The sequence below is a fragment of the Alteribacillus sp. YIM 98480 genome (genome assembly GCF_009765375.1).
Classification (GTDB): Bacteria; Bacillota; Bacilli; order Bacillales; family Marinococcaceae; genus Alteribacillus.
In genome coordinates this window covers 54,517-69,369 of record NZ_VTOK01000018.1, presented here as the reverse complement: position 1 = coordinate 69,369, position 14,853 = coordinate 54,517, and the positions used below count along the sequence as shown (strand labels likewise).

Genomic DNA, 14,853 nt, shown 5'->3' with positions numbered 1-14,853 from the left:
TCATCACCTAGTTCACACTGATCTCTTTTACTTCCACAAACAATCCCATTAATCCTGCTAATTGATTCAGATACTGCCGGTTATCGCTGCTGCAAAGCTTCATAGTCTTCTAGACGCCGAAATAGCTTTTGGAAAGGATACAGAAGCAGTATTGCTGCACATCCATTTAAGATCCAAGAAGGCAGCAGACGAACCATAAAAAAGTCTTCAAATAAAATATCGGTATAATCTACAACATAATACAGTCCGTATGTCATCCACTCAAATATTAAGATGGAGCCGATGATTATTACCATTTGCCACATGTAGCTAATACGGACAGCGGTATAAGTAAATGAACTAATATAAGCAGTGAATCCTAAACTGAACATATATATTCCTAATAAATCTGTATACACAAAATCGTATAAAAGTCCTCCGGCAATTCCATAAAGCACACCAATACCTGGACCACGAAATATCGAAATCAGCACGACAGCAATAAGCACAAAGCGGGGAACAAGAATATAATTATAATCTTGGGAAGGAGGAACAAAAATTTGAAACCACGTGCCTTCGAGTATAAATAAGGCAAATACAACAATAGGCAGAAGAAAACGGATCATGGTGTCCCTCCGTTCTCAAAATCTTCTTCTTGCAGTTCTACAGGTTCCTCATCTTCTTCCTCTCCCCCGTCATCTGCTTCCATTTGTAATTCTCCATCTAAGCTGTCACTTGTTCTTTCAATAATATTAACCTGTTCGATATTATAAAAGTTAGCTGCTGGTTCCACTAGAGCATTATAGGTCAGGCCATATTCATCAGGTTCGACTTCCGTAATTTCACCAATTGCCAACCCTCTAGGAAAAATGCCCCCTAAACCAGATGTCATTACCGTTTGACCTTCTTCCACATCTGCATCCGACTCAATTTTTCGAAGCATCAGTCCTTCCCGTTCTTCATCCCATCCTTCAATAAAAGCATATACTGGTGCTTCGCCGGTGTTTACCATAGCTGAGACACGGTTTGTCCGATTTCCATCCGACAATAATTGAACGGTTGAAGTAAATTCTGACGTTGTCTGGATTTTTCCGATTAAGCCTTGAGCAGTAACAACCGCCATATCTTTTTCCACGCCGTCCTGCTGGCCCTTATTGATTCCAATGGTTTCCGTCCAACGGTCTGGGGAACGGTGAATAACAAGCGCAGAACGCATCACATAATCTGTGAGACTTTCATCTGCGTCTATCATATTTTTTAACGTATCATTTTCTTGCTTTACGCTTTCTAGCTCCGCCGAAAGGGAAGCATATTCATCGAGACGGGACTTTAAGAGCTGATTTTCTTCATACACTTGTAAGTGATCTCTTATATCCCCAAAGAAACCCGCTGCAAAGTGAGCGGGTTGACTAAATACGAACTGTACGATGCCTGTAGAATCCCGGACAAATTTTTCCGGCCAGGTCACCGCCTCTCTTTCGCGCATCGAAAAGCCAATAAGTCCAACCAAAACAATGATGCTAACCATTAGTATGATAAGTCTTTTGTTTGAAAAAAAATGGGGCATAAAGGACACCTACTTACAGTGCATTCCGGTTAGACCGGGACGTGATACCAGCTTTTGATCGGAAAAGATGTAGATTCTCAAGAGCTCTTCCCGTGCCAAGTGCTACACAATCGAGCGGCTCTTCGGCTACGAGCACCGGCATATTTGTTTCATCACTTAACACTTTATCGATATTACGAAGTATTGCCCCACCGCCTGTTAAAACAATACCCCGGTCCATAATGTCAGCAGCAAGTTCAGGCGGAGTGGTTTCCAACGTAGTCTTTACTGTTTCCACAATGGTATTTACGGTATCAGCAAGAGCTCCAGATACTTCTGCTGCAGTAACAGAGATCGTTTTCGGAAGACCAGAAACGAGGTCCCGTCCTCTTATTTCCATATCCTCTATTCCTTCTGCTGTTCCAGCTGATCCTATTTCCATTTTTAATGTTTCAGCCGTACGTTCACCGATCATTAAATTATATTTTTTCTTGATGTAGTGGATGATCGCCTCATCCATTTCATCGCCCGCTACACGTATAGACTCGCTTGTAACTATACCGCCAAGTGAAATTATCGCAACTTCAGTCGTTCCGCCGCCAATATCAACTACCATACTGCCGGTTGGCTCCCACACTGGTAAATCAGCCCCTATTGCTGCAGCAAAAGGCTCCTCAATCGTATAAGCTTCTCTAGCACCTGCTTGTTTTGTTGCATCTTCAACGGCCCGTTTTTCCACAGCTGTGATTCCAGACGGTACGCAAACCATTACATTTGGCTTGCGTGTGAAAATCGACCTGTTTCTTTGGGCCTGACCGATAAAATATTTCATCATTGTAGCGGTTGTGTCAAAATCAGCGATCACACCATCCTTCATCGGTCTAACGGCTACTATATTTCCAGGCGTTCTTCCGATCATATTCTTTGCGTCGTTTCCTACTGCTTCAATCGACCCCGCATCTGTTCTCATAGCGACAACGGAAGGCTCCCGAACGACAACACCTTTTCCTTTCACGTATACCAATGTATTTGCCGTGCCTAAATCAATTCCTAGATCTTTTGAAAACCCACCAAACATCTATGTATCTCCCTTCATCCTTCACAAACTCTTTTATCTAATCATCTCAATCTTCTTAGAAATATAATTACCTGTTACCCGAAAGTTATATTTTTAATCTGTGACCTTTCATACGCAGAAAAATGTCCACTATGACATATTATACTGAAAACAAATGGAAAAACATAGACTTTCCATGTTCTTTCACAATTTTAATCTATTTTTCTTAGACGAGTACAGGTTTATTATTTCAACCTTATAATTTTAAAAGAAAAGGACCATTTCAGCAAGTAAGAAAAGCGCAAGCGCCCTGGTCAGCCGCGACAGGTTCTGGAGCTTTCGCGCAGGGTCGCCTGCGGCCCGGAGTCGAAAGGGAAGAAACCCCGAGCGGCTGGGCGCTGAAGCTAGACATCAAAAACGCCAAAATGTATGCTTTCTTCCCCAAGTAAAAAAGTAAAGAAAGCTTTGCTTGCCGCCGAGTCCTATGGCGAAAGATGTAGTTTAACTTTTACTTTGATCCTTTACCAAAGTTAAATTTCCCTAAAGTACAAGAAGGAATTGGGGGGTTTTATCATGAATAAATGGTCACATACAGCCTTTTTCTTTTAAACTTGTAAATTTGCGATCTCCGATTATAACGTGATCAAGCACATCAATTCCTAAAATACGTCCGCATTCTGTAAGCCTGCTGGTTACTTCGATATCTTCACTGCTTGGAGAAGGGTCGTAGGGTAGGAGCCATACGCCTTGCTTTGTTCCCAAAGCAGGTTTCACAGCTCCCCCCTCAGAACCGTACGTACACCTTTCAGCGTATACGGCTCGCCAGTTGACTAATCGGAATTTGCTTCTCATGGTGGTCATGATGGCACTTATAACAAAACACAAGTGTTTATCTGTCGAAATATGTTCAGTAAGGTTTCTTCTTTATATCCTTTCATTTTCGAACGTGGTGGACTTCCATCTGACCTTCTGTTGTACCGCACGCTTTACGTTTGTTTGCTAATAAACGTTTTTCAAAATTTGTTCTTCCTGAATATTTGAATGTATTTACCAATATATCTATTTCAGGTGAAACAGCTTTGATCGCACCTTGATGTTTAGGAAGGTCTTTTAATTTCACGAACTGATGAAGTTTTTCATTGCCATGTTTATCTTTCTTAACTAGGCACAAGACTCCTTGTTTATGCGTTCTCATACTTGAGGCAGCTTTCTTAGAAGTGCTTTTCCGTTTATTTGCAATCGTTTTGATAAAACTACTTTCAGCTAAATAAAAGAGTTTATCCAAATGATGATAGTTATTAGCTAGTTTGTAGTAGTTTGCAATTCCTCGTAGTTCAGCGTTATAGGTATACAGTATTTCTAACTCCGAATTGTTAATTAGCTTTGCTCTATGTATTATTTTAAAAGTGTCTAGGTTACCATATCCATTTTTTATCGCAAATTCTTTTATTTTCTTTTCGGGAATTTCTAATTTAATTGCACCTGAGAGTGTTCGCTTTTTCATTGGATGTTTATGGTTTTTACACATGACTTTTTTGATCTTAACTTCATTCCATTTTCGAAATTCATATCCTAGAAAAGGAACAGGTTTTTTTAAATGGGTAATTAGCGTTTTTTCATCACTAAGGTCTAATTGAAGTTCCTCTTTAAGAAAAATTTTAATCATTTCCTTCATATAGGATGCACTTTGTTTGGAACCAGCAATTCCTAAAACAAAATCATCAGCATACCGAACATATTTCATTCTGGGATGGTTTTCGTCCATAGGGTCGATAGAAGGAATTCCTACTTTTATTTTCCGTTCTTGGATGCTTAGAATTAATTCTTCTCTTCCTTCCCACATTTGATGTCCATTTCTTTCATCAAGTCTTTTAATCTTTCGGGACAAGGTGCTGATTTTTGAGCGAATCTTGGTGTATTCTCCCTTTCTCACCCTAACTTTGCCGTTATCGAACTTCTTCAGTTGTTTTTCCATAAACATGTCAAATTCATGAAGATAGATGTTGGCGAATATTGGCGAGATAAAACCTCCCTGTGGTGTACCACTGTATGTTTGATGATATGTCCAATTCTCCATAATACCACTAGTAAGTGCATTATGTATAAGAAGCAGGAAACGACGGTCATTAACTTTCTTTGAAATTAAATTGATTAAAACAGAATGGTCCATATGGTCGTAGAAGCGTTTAATGTCTCCTTTAATACACCATGTTAACCCTTTCCATGTGTTTTTGATTTGAGAGAGTGCTGTATGACAGCTTCTTCCTTCTCTAAAACCATGAGAGTTATCTGAGAATACTGGTTCATAGACATTTTCCAGTATCATTCTCATTACTTCCTGTACCATCTTATCTTTGAAGTTAGGAACCCCTAATAGTCTCTTTTTCCCATTAGATTTTGGGATATAATCCCTTCTTACAGGTGCAAAGCGAAATGTTCCAGCTTTCAATTGGTCGACGATGTCATCTATTTTCTGTAAACTGAAACGATCTATTGTTTCATCAGATGTACCTTTTGTTAGATTCCCTGTATTCGGATATAGTTTTGCATATGCTTTAATCCATAGTTCTTTGTTATACATGAGACGATAACAATCCGAAATCATACTTTTTTTCCGAGAAGCATCCCTTATAACGTCTAACTGTCGAAATGGATTCTTTGCCATATTCATGACTCCTTTCTAGTTGACGTTAACATCAACCTGTCTCCCTTCCCCCTGCTAAACTCATTACAAGCAAACGTTGGGTACTATGGAGACTCCGTTACCCTATGCAATTTTCATAGACCTTTGTCTAATAGCCAGTTGGCACTTGCACTTAGGTAATCCCTGCATTATGACATAATTTTAGATGCGTGATGGTTAGGTATCCCTTTCGACGGTTTCCTCAAGTTGAGGATTGAAGGACAAAACCTTACTATGGACAGGGCTCTGGAAATACCCAGCAGACACAGTGGCAATGTATCTCCCATTTTGTCCTCATTGCCTGTTAGCTATCGTAGACAATGGCGCACCCATCGCTCATTCGTCTAGGATTCAAGCAGTTTAGCTTTTACCATACATCACTTGGTCTGAAGAACTGACTCGACATGAGATAGCTTAGTCGTCTTTTCTCCTTTTCACATCATGCTATGTTCCCTCTATGGGTTTCCCCTCAAGGTTAGATGCTGACCATAGAACATTGTAAGGAGTTCTAGATTTCTTTAGAAACCGCTAAAATTATGCACCTTGCAGGCGCACTCCGGAAGGATGGTTATGAAGGCAGATGACCGAAGCAGCAGAGCGGCGAAGAGCTTCCTTAAAGAGTTCACGTGGATGGACAATGCTAGTATTGAGACTTCCAATAAATAAAGTCTGTCGATGAATAACTTGGTTTTTCGTATTAAGACATAATATAACAAAATGTTCCTGGGTCAAAAAACGCATCTCTTCCATCACATAATCAGCTACATCTTCTGGAGTGCGGATAACGTAACGCTCATCATCTTGAAAAGTATAAATTCGTCTGCCAAGCTCCAGCGCTGCTCGCAACTCCAGCGCTTTTGCTTTTCCTATTCCATTAATGGATTGGAGCTCTTCGGTAGTGGCTTCTTTTAAAAGCTTCAACCCATCGTAATGGAATAGTACTTTTTGAGACAGTTCTAATACCGATTCCGTTTTTGTACCTGTTCGAAGCAATATTGCTAAAAGCTCTTGATTAGATAAACGATCTGCGCCTTCTTTGGCCATTTTTTCTCTTGGCCGTTCGCTCATAGGCATATCTTTCATCATGACAGACGAATTTGTCAAAAAAATTCCTCCTTTCTAAACGTGCACCCTCGGATAATGGAAGATATGAGCCAAACGGCAGTCAATGCTGGTTAAAAGAGGGAAAAATATGACAAGCTTCGAGCTCACGTGCGACTCTGGCAATAGGTAAACCAACGACATTAAAGTAATCTCCATGTATGGCTTTTACAAACAAACGCCCCTTTCCTTGAATCCCATAAGCACCAGCTTTATCGTATGGTTCTTCTGTTTTTAAATAGGATGCAATGAGCTCTTCTTGCAGCGGGTAAAAAACGACTTCGGTTTTGACGTGAAACACTTTGCGGACATCCTTGGAAAGAATTGCAGTCCCTGAGTAAACATCGTGGGTACGATTGGAGAGTTGTCGAAGCATTTGTCTCGCTTCTTGTTCATCCGCAGGCTTTCCCAAAATAGTGTTATCTGAAACGACAACGGTATCTGCAGCAAGGACCGTTTCATTTGCGTTTTGAGAAAAAACTTTTTCAGCCTTACGCAAAGCGAGTTCTTCTACGGTTTTAGATGGGGGTATACTGGGGTCTACTTCTTCAGAAGCATTGCTGACTTGAGTGTGAAAGGAGAATCCAGATTGTTCAAGAAGTTCTTTTCGTCGTGGAGACTGAGAAGCTAAGAGTAGTGAAGGCATGAAGAGAAGACCACCTTTTCAATAAGATTTATTTCCTATTGTACAAGGTGTATGTTCAGTTTACCAGATGCTGCTCTGCTTAACAAGAAATAATTGGTAAAAACTCTTCATGCCGTTCATTTTTTATTGCGGTTCTTGTTTCGTCTCAGAGTGTCCCTCTTCCCTGTCTTCACCATTATGAGCATAAACCGCTTCTTCATAATAAAGCACAGCTTCAATTAATAATTCCTGCAAGGTGCTGGACGCTTCTGTATTTTCGGCCCATTCCTCTTTTATTTCTTCTAATGTATTTCTTAGATCTGCAAAAACCTTGTCCTCTTTCCAGTTTTCCGTCTGCTCTAGGTGATTCTCCAACGTGCCAAGCAGGTCTTCGCTGTTTTCTTTCTCTTCTAATAGGGCCGCGTTTGTCACATCCATTAAGAGCTGTTTACTGGTTAAGAGCATTTCTGTATTTTCCGTGTCATTTTGTTCATTTTCTTTCGGCTCTGGCATAGTACGAGTTTTTTCATACATTTCAAGTCCTTCTGAATCGTAATATTCTTTTAACCTTTCCAACCCCTCTTCATTGAAAGAGACGCCGGAAAATAAATAATAATACTCCCCATCATGTGTCAACACAGCCGGGTATCCGTTTGCATGAAAATTTCCCTGCATCTCAAGACCTTTCTCTTTCTTTGTAAATGCCCCCGTTTGGATAACGTGCATCGCGGTGCTGTCATTAAAATTTGCAGAAATGGGAGGCGCTTGATCATCTCTGTTAATGGCGGCCGTTGTAGAAGCATCCTCATCTTCAGCAAATAATTGAAGCATAACGATGCCAAACAATAAACCTAACGCTACTGCTCCGACAGTTAAAGTTATAAAATAGAAAGAATGAGACTTTCGATAATTTCTAGGCTTTTTTGGTTTTCTAGGAAGATTTGCTTTTTTCCGGATTTTCTTATATGGGACACTTGGACGTTTCGGCTTATCTTCTTCCCAAAAAGAAGCTGCCTGCTCTTCTTCTGCTGCTCTTTTTTCTTTCCAATCTGCCACCGGTATATTATCCAGGTTTCGCTCCGGTTGTTCAGGAGGCTCTGACTGCTTGGGTTCCTCCTTTTCTACATCTATCTTTTTTCCATTAATTTTAAAAGAAACCTCAGGCTTGTCTTTTTTCATAGCAAGGTCCCCTTTCGAAGTTTCACGATAGTTAAGAATACACTAGCACAGCTTGCATAAAAAAGAACAAGACTCTTGTCGTCTTGTTCTCAAAAAGATTGTCAATTGTACTCGTCTTTAAACTTATAATCTTTTAGTAGAAATGAAAATACCACTGCAAGATATCGACTCCAAAAAATAAAGTAATCAGACTTCCCGCTGCAATGTAAGGTCCAAATGGAAAGGGTGTTCTTTTTTTCACTTGCCCTGTAAGAATACCAAGACAACCAAATAAAGCACCTGAAAATATGGAAAGAAAGAATACAAGTAAAATCTTCTCTAAACCAAAGAAAAGACCAAGAACAGCAAAGAGTTTAATATCGCCTCCACCCATACCTCCTTTACTAATAACTGCTATTAACAATAGAAGAAAAAAACCAAGGCCTGCTCCAGCCAACATCTCCCACCAAGGTTCTAGTGGAACGACTGTTAACCGAAAAGAAAATATCAAAATAGCAAAGAAAACAAGAATTTTATCAGGGATAATCATAAACATTAAATCACTAACCGTTAGAATAAGGAGCATGGATATAAGCAAAACAGCAGCTGCAAATTCCCATGACCACCCATAAGTGAACCAGGCTGCAAGAAAAAGCAGTCCCGATGCCAGCTCTATTAATGGGTACATAAAAGAAATTTTTACTCCGCATGTCCTGCACTTCCCTTTTACCAAACCAAAGGATAATACGGGCACTAAATCAAGTATTTTCAATGTTTGATTACAAGACGAACAGTGAGAGCGCGGGAAAATAATAGACTTGCCTTTTGGCAGGCGAAGGCCAACGACATTAAAAAACGATCCGAGTACCAGCCCTAACATAAATATGTACAACCATGAAATGAGCTCCATATATTGTTCCTTTCTATTTATATCATTGCGGCGGGACTTTCTAAAGCATGAAAAGTATTTTAGAATGGAAAACCCTAGTAGACAAGAAGGAGGGTGAGAAATGTACACGAGATATAGGTGAAGGGGGCCGTGCATATACAAGAAGAAAGTAAATTCAAATACATTTAACTGTTACATTATATCATTCAATAACCTTGAAAACTATAGTTTTAATGGAAAAAATTTCTTAATATTTAAATGTAAATATAGGTTATTTTAATTAGTAAAAAAGGAATTTTCTGAGACTTTCGTACAATGGTGTGAATTTATAAGATATTTAGCTGAACAGCGAATGGACAATCAATAGTAAAATGAACCCAAATCTGGTGCTAAGATAGACTTTCTCATACGCCGGTGTGAATAAATGCTGGGGTTTAACAAAACGTTTACATAAGAGGTGGTTTCTATCGAATGGCTTCCTTTTTTACAACATATTTGTTCCCTATGTGTCATCGTTTTTTTGCTTTTTACTTATTGGTGCATGGTTAAACAGGATAAGTAAGAAAAGCGCAAGCGCCTTGCTCATGAGCGACAAGTCCTGGAGGGGCGGCATATGGAAAGCTGATCTTTGCTTTCGAGCGAGTAGGCGCTGGAGCTAGACATGTAAAACGCCAAATATTTATAATTTGTTACCTTTAAAGTAAAGAAAAAACGAGAGCAATCTTAGCTCTCGTTTTTTCTTGGTTAGGCGGATACTCACCATCATGTTTTTACAGCATAGATTAAAAAAGAAACTTGCATGGAAAGGGGAAAAATTATGTTTCCGTATCGTCAAACTGGATTTCCGCCCGGTCCGGGGCCCGGCAGCGGTTTTGGACCCGGGCCTGGTTTTGGACCTGGACCAGGAGGGGACATGGGACCACCAGGACAGCCTCCTTCAGGTCCGCCGCCGCAAACAGTCCCATCAGCCGCAGGAGGTCCGTCTTTATATGCCGTTGATCCTGGATCGCTTTATGGATGTCTGTATCGTTATACCTTTATGCGCCTAACCAATGGAGATTCGTTTTGGTTTTACCCCACTTTTATTGGCAGAAGATCGGTCGCTGGCTATAGATGGTTCTTTTTCCGCTGGGTTTACTTTGGTATCGACACCAATCGAATCGAATCGTTTCAATGTGTGTAAACTTCTTACGAATCGAAGAGGGCTGTCTCATACTAAGCCCTCTGTTTTTATTTCATTTTCCTGGCCACTTCAGATATAAAATAGAGAGAACCGGCAATAACGACAATATCGTTTGTCCCGGCTTGATTTTGTACCTTTTCCCATGCTGTTTCCCAATCAGGAAGCGCCAGCATTTGATCAAACGGACTATTTTCTGCGATAGTTTCTGCCTGTGCTGATCTTTCACCAGCAAATGGCACTGCTGCTGCAGAAGATACCGGCAGACCAGCAAATGGAGCTAGCAGCTCTTCTGGATTTTTTTCTTTGGTCATCCCTACTATCAAATGAATCGGCCGCTCGTGAAAATGTTCTTTCAAGGCTTCAGCAAGGCTTTCCATCCCCTCTTTGTTATGTGCTCCATCAAGGAGAATCGGCGGCTTTGAATCTCTGTACTCTAACCGGCCCGGCCAAACAGCTTTTTTCAATCCGGTGCGTATATGTTCTTCTTCTACCGGTAAAGCATAATACATTTTTAAATACCGAAATACCATTAAAGCAGCTGCAGCATTTTTTGTTTGATGACGACCAAGCATAGAAATGTCCAGATCGTTCAGATTGCCTAAAAGGGAATGAAAAGAAAACGACGAGCCATTCTCGTTCGATTTTGCTCCGACAATATTAAAGTCTTTTGTCATTTGATATAATTTAGCATTCGCTTCAGAAGCTGATCGGTCAATAACCGACAATGCTGCTCGGTTTGTTTCACACGTCACGACAGGTACGCCGGATTTAATGATTCCTGCTTTTTCTCTTGAAATTTCTTCTATGGTTTCTCCTAGTATATGCTGGTGATCATGGCCGATATTTGTAATGACAGAAATCATAGGATAAATGGCATTTGTAGAATCAAGCCGGCCGCCAAGCCCAACCTCCCAGATGACTACATCTGGAAATGCTTTAGCTGCAAAATAATGGGCAGCTATAACAGTGAGCACTTCAAACTCAGAAGGGGTGCCAAAAGGCGTTTTCGCAACGCTTTCTGCCACTGGCTTAACAGCCTTTACACATTCTAAAAAATCATGCTCAGAAATAGATTCCCCGTTTACTGCTATTCTTTCACGATAATCATAAACAGAAGGGGACGTAAAACTTCCGCATACTAAGCTTGCTTCTTTCATCGGCTCTCTTAAAAAAGCAGTTGTAGATCCTTTACCATTGGTGCCTCCAACATGTATTCCCTTCAGCCGACGTTCTGGATTTCCTAGCCCTTCAAGCATCATTTTCACACGATCTAAACCAGGACGTATATCAGAAGTGGTAAAATCCTTGAGCCACTGTCTCGCTTCCTGATATGTATTCATTTCTATACTCCTTTCTCTGTTTACATAGGGCTGACCACCGCATATTATACGCGGTGGTCTTTTTATCCCTTCTTATGCTTTTAATTCTTGGATCCGAGCTGCTACTTTTTCTCGTTTTTCAAGATAATCCTTTTCTTTTTGTTTCTCTTCATCTACAACATGAGCAGGAGCTTTTTTAACGAAACCTTCATTTGCAAGTTTTTTCTGGACACGTTCCACTTCTTTATCAAGCTTTTCTTGTTCTTTTTGAAGCCGTGCAATTTCTTCATCTAGGTCAATTAAACCAGCAAGCGGCATATACAGTGTTGCACCAGTAAGCACTTGGGAAACTGACTTTTCAGGTGCATCAAGATCCGTTTTTACTGTGAGATTTTCTGGGTTACAGAAACGCTCAAGATAGTCACGGCCGCGCTCTAGCTGCGCAAGCACATGTTGATCTGCAGTATTTATTTGCAAATCAATCGGTTTGCTTGGCGCTACATTCATTTCGGCGCGAGTATTACGTACCGAACGGATAACACTTTTTAGAAGTTCCATATCTTTGACCGCATTATCGTCAATAAAAGATTCGTTTGCTTTTGGCCAAGCAGCCGTTGTGATTGATTCTCCGCTGTGAGGTAAATGCTGCCAGATTTCTTCTGTGATAAACGGCATAATCGGATGCAGCAAACGCATCGTGTGATCGAGCACGTACGCGAGAACCGAACGTGTAGTCTGTTTTGCATTTTCATCCTCGCCATAGAGCGGCAGCTTTGCCATTTCAATATACCAATCACAGACGTCATCCCAGATGAAATTATATAAAAGGCGTCCCACTTCACCAAATTCGTAGCTGTCCATTAAGCGGGTGACATCACTGATTGTTTCCTGGAGGCGCGTTAAAATCCAGCGGTCTGCAATTGTTTTTTCTCCATCTAAATTGATTTCCTCATAAGTGAGACCATCCATGTTCATTAGGGCAAAACGGGATGCATTCCAAATTTTATTAGCAAAGTTCCAGTTTGCTTCGACTTTTTCCCAATGGAAACGCAAGTCATTTCCCGGCGTTGTACCTGTCGCAAGGAAAAAGCGCAGTGCATCTGCTCCGTATTTTTCAATCACATCCATCGGATCGACACCGTTTCCAAGCGATTTACTCATTTTCCTTCCTTCAGCATCCCGAACAAGTCCGTGAATCAATACATCGTTGAACGGACGCTTTCCTGTAAATTCAAGACCCTGGAAAATCATGCGAGACACCCAGAAAAAGATAATGTCGTAGCCTGTTACAAGTACATTTGTCGGGTAGAATCTCTGAAAATCAGAAGAATTCGTATCCGGCCAGCCCATGGTAGAAAACGGCCATAGAGCCGAGCTGAACCAAGTATCTAATACATCTTCATCCTGCTCCCAGTTTTCTGCGTCTTTTGGCGCGTCGTGTCCGACATAAATCTCGCCTGTTTCTTTGTGATACCAGGCAGGTACACGGTGACCCCACCAAAGCTGGCGGGAAATACACCAGTCACGGATATTTTCAAGCCAGTGCAAATACGTTTTTTCAAAACGATCCGGTACAAAGTTTACTTTTCCTTCTTGCTTTTGTAGTGCAATCGCTTGCTCGGCTAATGGTTTCATTTTCACAAACCATTGCGTGGAAAGATAAGGCTCTACAACGGCGCCGCTTCGCTCAGAGTGACCGACAGAGTGCATATGTTCTTCAATATGAAAGAGAATGCCTTCATCCTGAAGATCTTTTACGAGTCGTTTACGGCATTCAAATCGATCCATGCCTTGATATTTCCCGGCATTTTCATTCATTTTTCCGCCTTCATCCATCACAAGTACGCGTTCAAGCTCATGACGGTTGCCCATCTCAAAGTCGTTTGGATCATGAGCCGGCGTAATTTTAACTGCTCCAGAACCAAATTCCATGTCGACATAATCATCCGCAATAATATCTATTTCACGTCCGACGATCGGAAGCACTGCTTTTTTTCCAATAAGGTGCTGATAGCGTTCATCATCAGGGTGCACTGCAACCGCCGTATCCCCTAACATCGTTTCTGGACGGGTTGTGGCTACTTCAATATGTCCGGGACCGTCTTTTAGTGGATATTTCATATGATAAAAATGGCCCTGCACGTCTTTGTATTCTACTTCAATGTCAGAGAGAGCCGTCTGCGTTGCCGGATCCCAGTTAATGATATATTCACCCCGGTAAATCAAGCCTTTATTGTAAAGGGTGACAAATACTTCTCGAACAGCTTTAGAAAGACCTTCATCCAGGGTGAAACGTTCTCTGGAATAATCAAGAGAAAGGCCTAACTTCGCCCATTGTTGACGGATAAAATCAGCATACTCTTCCTTCCATTCCCACGATTTTTCGAGAAATTTTTCACGGCCGAGATCATAACGGCTCTTACCTTCTTCTTTTAATTTTCCTTCCACCTTTGCCTGTGTTGCAATACCAGCGTGATCCATGCCGGGAAGCCAGAGCATATCATAACCCTGCATCCGCTTTGCTCGGGAAATGATGTCTTGGAGTGTCGTGTCCCATGCATGGCCGAGGTGAAGACGTCCCGTTACGTTTGGGGGCGGGATAACAATCGTATAAGGCTCTTTATCTCCTTTTCCTTCTGCATTAAAAAATTCTCCGTCTGTCCAAAACGGATACCATTTGGCTTCGGTATCTTTCGGATCATACTTTGTCGGCATCGCTGTTTCTTGGTTTGCCATCGTACATTCTCCTTTTCCTTTTTGTATGTTCTTTTTGTGTTTTCATTTATTCAGTAACAAATTTAGGGGTTCTTTTATAGGTTCAGCACTCTTCTCTTCTGGTTCAGTGCTTACTCTTTAGTTTAGCACTTCGTCTCCTTGATTCGGCGCTTCCTCCTCTGGATTCGGTCCTTCTCTTTGGATCCAGCGCTCTTTTCTCCTGATTCAGCGCTTCTCCTCTTTGGTTCAGCACTTCTGTTGCTTGGTTCAGCGCTTCCTCCTCTGAATTCGGACCTTCTCTTTGGATCCAGCGCTCTTCTCTTTTGGTTCAGCTCTTCTCCTCTTTAGTTTAGCACTTCGTCTCCTTGATTCGGCGCTTCCTCCTCTGGATTCGGTCCTTCTCTTTGGATCCAGCGCTCTTTTCTCCTGATTCAGCGCTTCTCCTCTTTGGTTCAGCACTTCTGTTGCTTGATTCAGCGTTTCCTCCTCTGAATTCGGTCCTTCTCTTTGGATCCAGCGCTCTTTTCTCCTGATTCAGCGCTTCTCCTCTTTGGTTCAGCACTTCTGTTGCTTGATTCAGCGTTTCCTCCTCTGAATT

At 41.3% G+C, this 14,853-nt stretch carries 11 protein-coding genes and 2 pseudogenes; 1 reads left to right on the top strand and 12 read right to left on the bottom strand.

Translation table 11 applies throughout. From position 1 onward, the window contains the following. Window positions 1-80 precede the first annotated feature (80 nt). The 9 genes and pseudogenes from mreD to FZF09_RS19135 all read right to left on the bottom strand — a co-directional run bounded on the left by mreD (window position 81) and on the right by FZF09_RS19135 (window position 9,029). Window positions 81-605, bottom strand: coding sequence for a rod shape-determining protein MreD (gene mreD, locus FZF09_RS19175; protein ID WP_158738201.1), 525 nt, complete (start codon window positions 603-605; stop codon window positions 81-83). After that, window positions 602-1,546 (bottom strand): rod shape-determining protein MreC, encoded by a 945-nt coding sequence (mreC, locus tag FZF09_RS19170; RefSeq protein ID WP_158738200.1) that lies wholly within the window; start codon window positions 1,544-1,546, stop codon window positions 602-604. Before mreC ends, mreD begins: the two co-directional genes overlap by 4 nt. Window positions 1,547-1,559: 13 nt before the next feature. Continuing rightward, window positions 1,560-2,603, bottom strand: a complete 1,044-nt coding sequence (locus tag FZF09_RS19165; RefSeq protein WP_158738199.1) for a rod shape-determining protein — start codon at window positions 2,601-2,603, stop codon at window positions 1,560-1,562. 564 nt (window positions 2,604-3,167) lie between these two features. Beyond that, window positions 3,168-3,308, bottom strand: a pseudogene (locus FZF09_RS22885) (JAB domain-containing protein); the annotation flags it as partial. Window positions 3,309-3,516: 208 nt separating this feature from the next. Beyond that, window positions 3,517-5,247, bottom strand: coding sequence for a reverse transcriptase domain-containing protein (locus FZF09_RS19155; RefSeq protein ID WP_233269567.1), 1,731 nt, complete (start codon window positions 5,245-5,247; stop codon window positions 3,517-3,519). 573 nt (window positions 5,248-5,820) lie between these two features. Next, window positions 5,821-6,351, bottom strand: a pseudogene (gene radC, locus FZF09_RS19150) (RadC family protein); the annotation flags it as partial. Window positions 6,352-6,430: 79 nt separating this feature from the next. Then, window positions 6,431-7,012: a Maf family protein gene (locus FZF09_RS19145; protein WP_158738197.1), complete on the bottom strand. Its 582-nt coding sequence runs from the start codon at window positions 7,010-7,012 to the stop codon at window positions 6,431-6,433. Window positions 7,013-7,135: 123 nt separating this feature from the next. Continuing rightward, on the bottom strand, window positions 7,136-8,170 hold the full coding sequence (locus FZF09_RS19140) for a hypothetical protein (RefSeq protein ID WP_158738196.1): 1,035 nt from the start codon (window positions 8,168-8,170) through the stop codon (window positions 7,136-7,138). 133 nt (window positions 8,171-8,303) lie between these two features. After that, window positions 8,304-9,029, bottom strand: a complete 726-nt coding sequence (locus tag FZF09_RS19135) for a prepilin peptidase (RefSeq protein ID WP_233269566.1) — start codon at window positions 9,027-9,029, stop codon at window positions 8,304-8,306. An 826-nt stretch (window positions 9,030-9,855) separates the two neighbouring features. Here FZF09_RS19135 and FZF09_RS19130 point away from each other — a divergent pair. Beyond that, on the top strand, window positions 9,856-10,221 hold the full coding sequence (locus FZF09_RS19130) for a hypothetical protein (protein WP_158738194.1): 366 nt from the start codon (window positions 9,856-9,858) through the stop codon (window positions 10,219-10,221). 47 nt (window positions 10,222-10,268) lie between these two features. Here the strand turns inward: FZF09_RS19130 and FZF09_RS19125 are convergent, their stop codons facing one another. The 3 genes from FZF09_RS19125 to FZF09_RS19115 form a co-directional block, all read right to left on the bottom strand. After that, window positions 10,269-11,561, bottom strand: a complete 1,293-nt coding sequence (locus FZF09_RS19125; RefSeq protein WP_158738193.1) for a bifunctional folylpolyglutamate synthase/dihydrofolate synthase — start codon at window positions 11,559-11,561, stop codon at window positions 10,269-10,271. 72 nt (window positions 11,562-11,633) lie between these two features. Next, a complete protein-coding gene (locus tag FZF09_RS19120; RefSeq protein WP_158738192.1) occupies window positions 11,634-14,276 on the bottom strand; it encodes a valine--tRNA ligase in 2,643 nt (880 codons plus the stop codon). Window positions 14,277-14,604: 328 nt separating this feature from the next. Then, window positions 14,605-14,853, bottom strand: a 249-nt coding sequence (locus tag FZF09_RS19115) for a hypothetical protein (RefSeq protein WP_158738191.1), incomplete at its 5' end; no start/stop codon positions are given.

Coding starts and splice junctions, on each gene's coding strand:
- mreD (WP_158738201.1), bottom strand. CDS start 605: ATGATCCGTTTTCTTCTGCCTATTGTTGTATTTGCCTTATTTATACTC.
- mreC (WP_158738200.1), bottom strand. CDS start 1,546: ATGCCCCATTTTTTTTCAAACAAAAGACTTATCATACTAATGGTTAGC.
- FZF09_RS19165 (WP_158738199.1), bottom strand. CDS start 2,603: ATGTTTGGTGGGTTTTCAAAAGATCTAGGAATTGATTTAGGCACGGCA.
- FZF09_RS19155 (WP_233269567.1), bottom strand. CDS start 5,247: ATGGCAAAGAATCCATTTCGACAGTTAGACGTTATAAGGGATGCTTCT.
- FZF09_RS19145 (WP_158738197.1), bottom strand. CDS start 7,012: ATGCCTTCACTACTCTTAGCTTCTCAGTCTCCACGACGAAAAGAACTT.
- FZF09_RS19140 (WP_158738196.1), bottom strand. CDS start 8,170: ATGAAAAAAGACAAGCCTGAGGTTTCTTTTAAAATTAATGGAAAAAAG.
- FZF09_RS19135 (WP_233269566.1), bottom strand. CDS start 9,029: ATGTTAGGGCTGGTACTCGGATCGTTTTTTAATGTCGTTGGCCTTCGC.
- FZF09_RS19130 (WP_158738194.1), top strand. CDS start 9,856: ATGTTTCCGTATCGTCAAACTGGATTTCCGCCCGGTCCGGGGCCCGGC.
- FZF09_RS19125 (WP_158738193.1), bottom strand. CDS start 11,561: ATGAATACATATCAGGAAGCGAGACAGTGGCTCAAGGATTTTACCACT.
- FZF09_RS19120 (WP_158738192.1), bottom strand. CDS start 14,276: ATGGCAAACCAAGAAACAGCGATGCCGACAAAGTATGATCCGAAAGAT.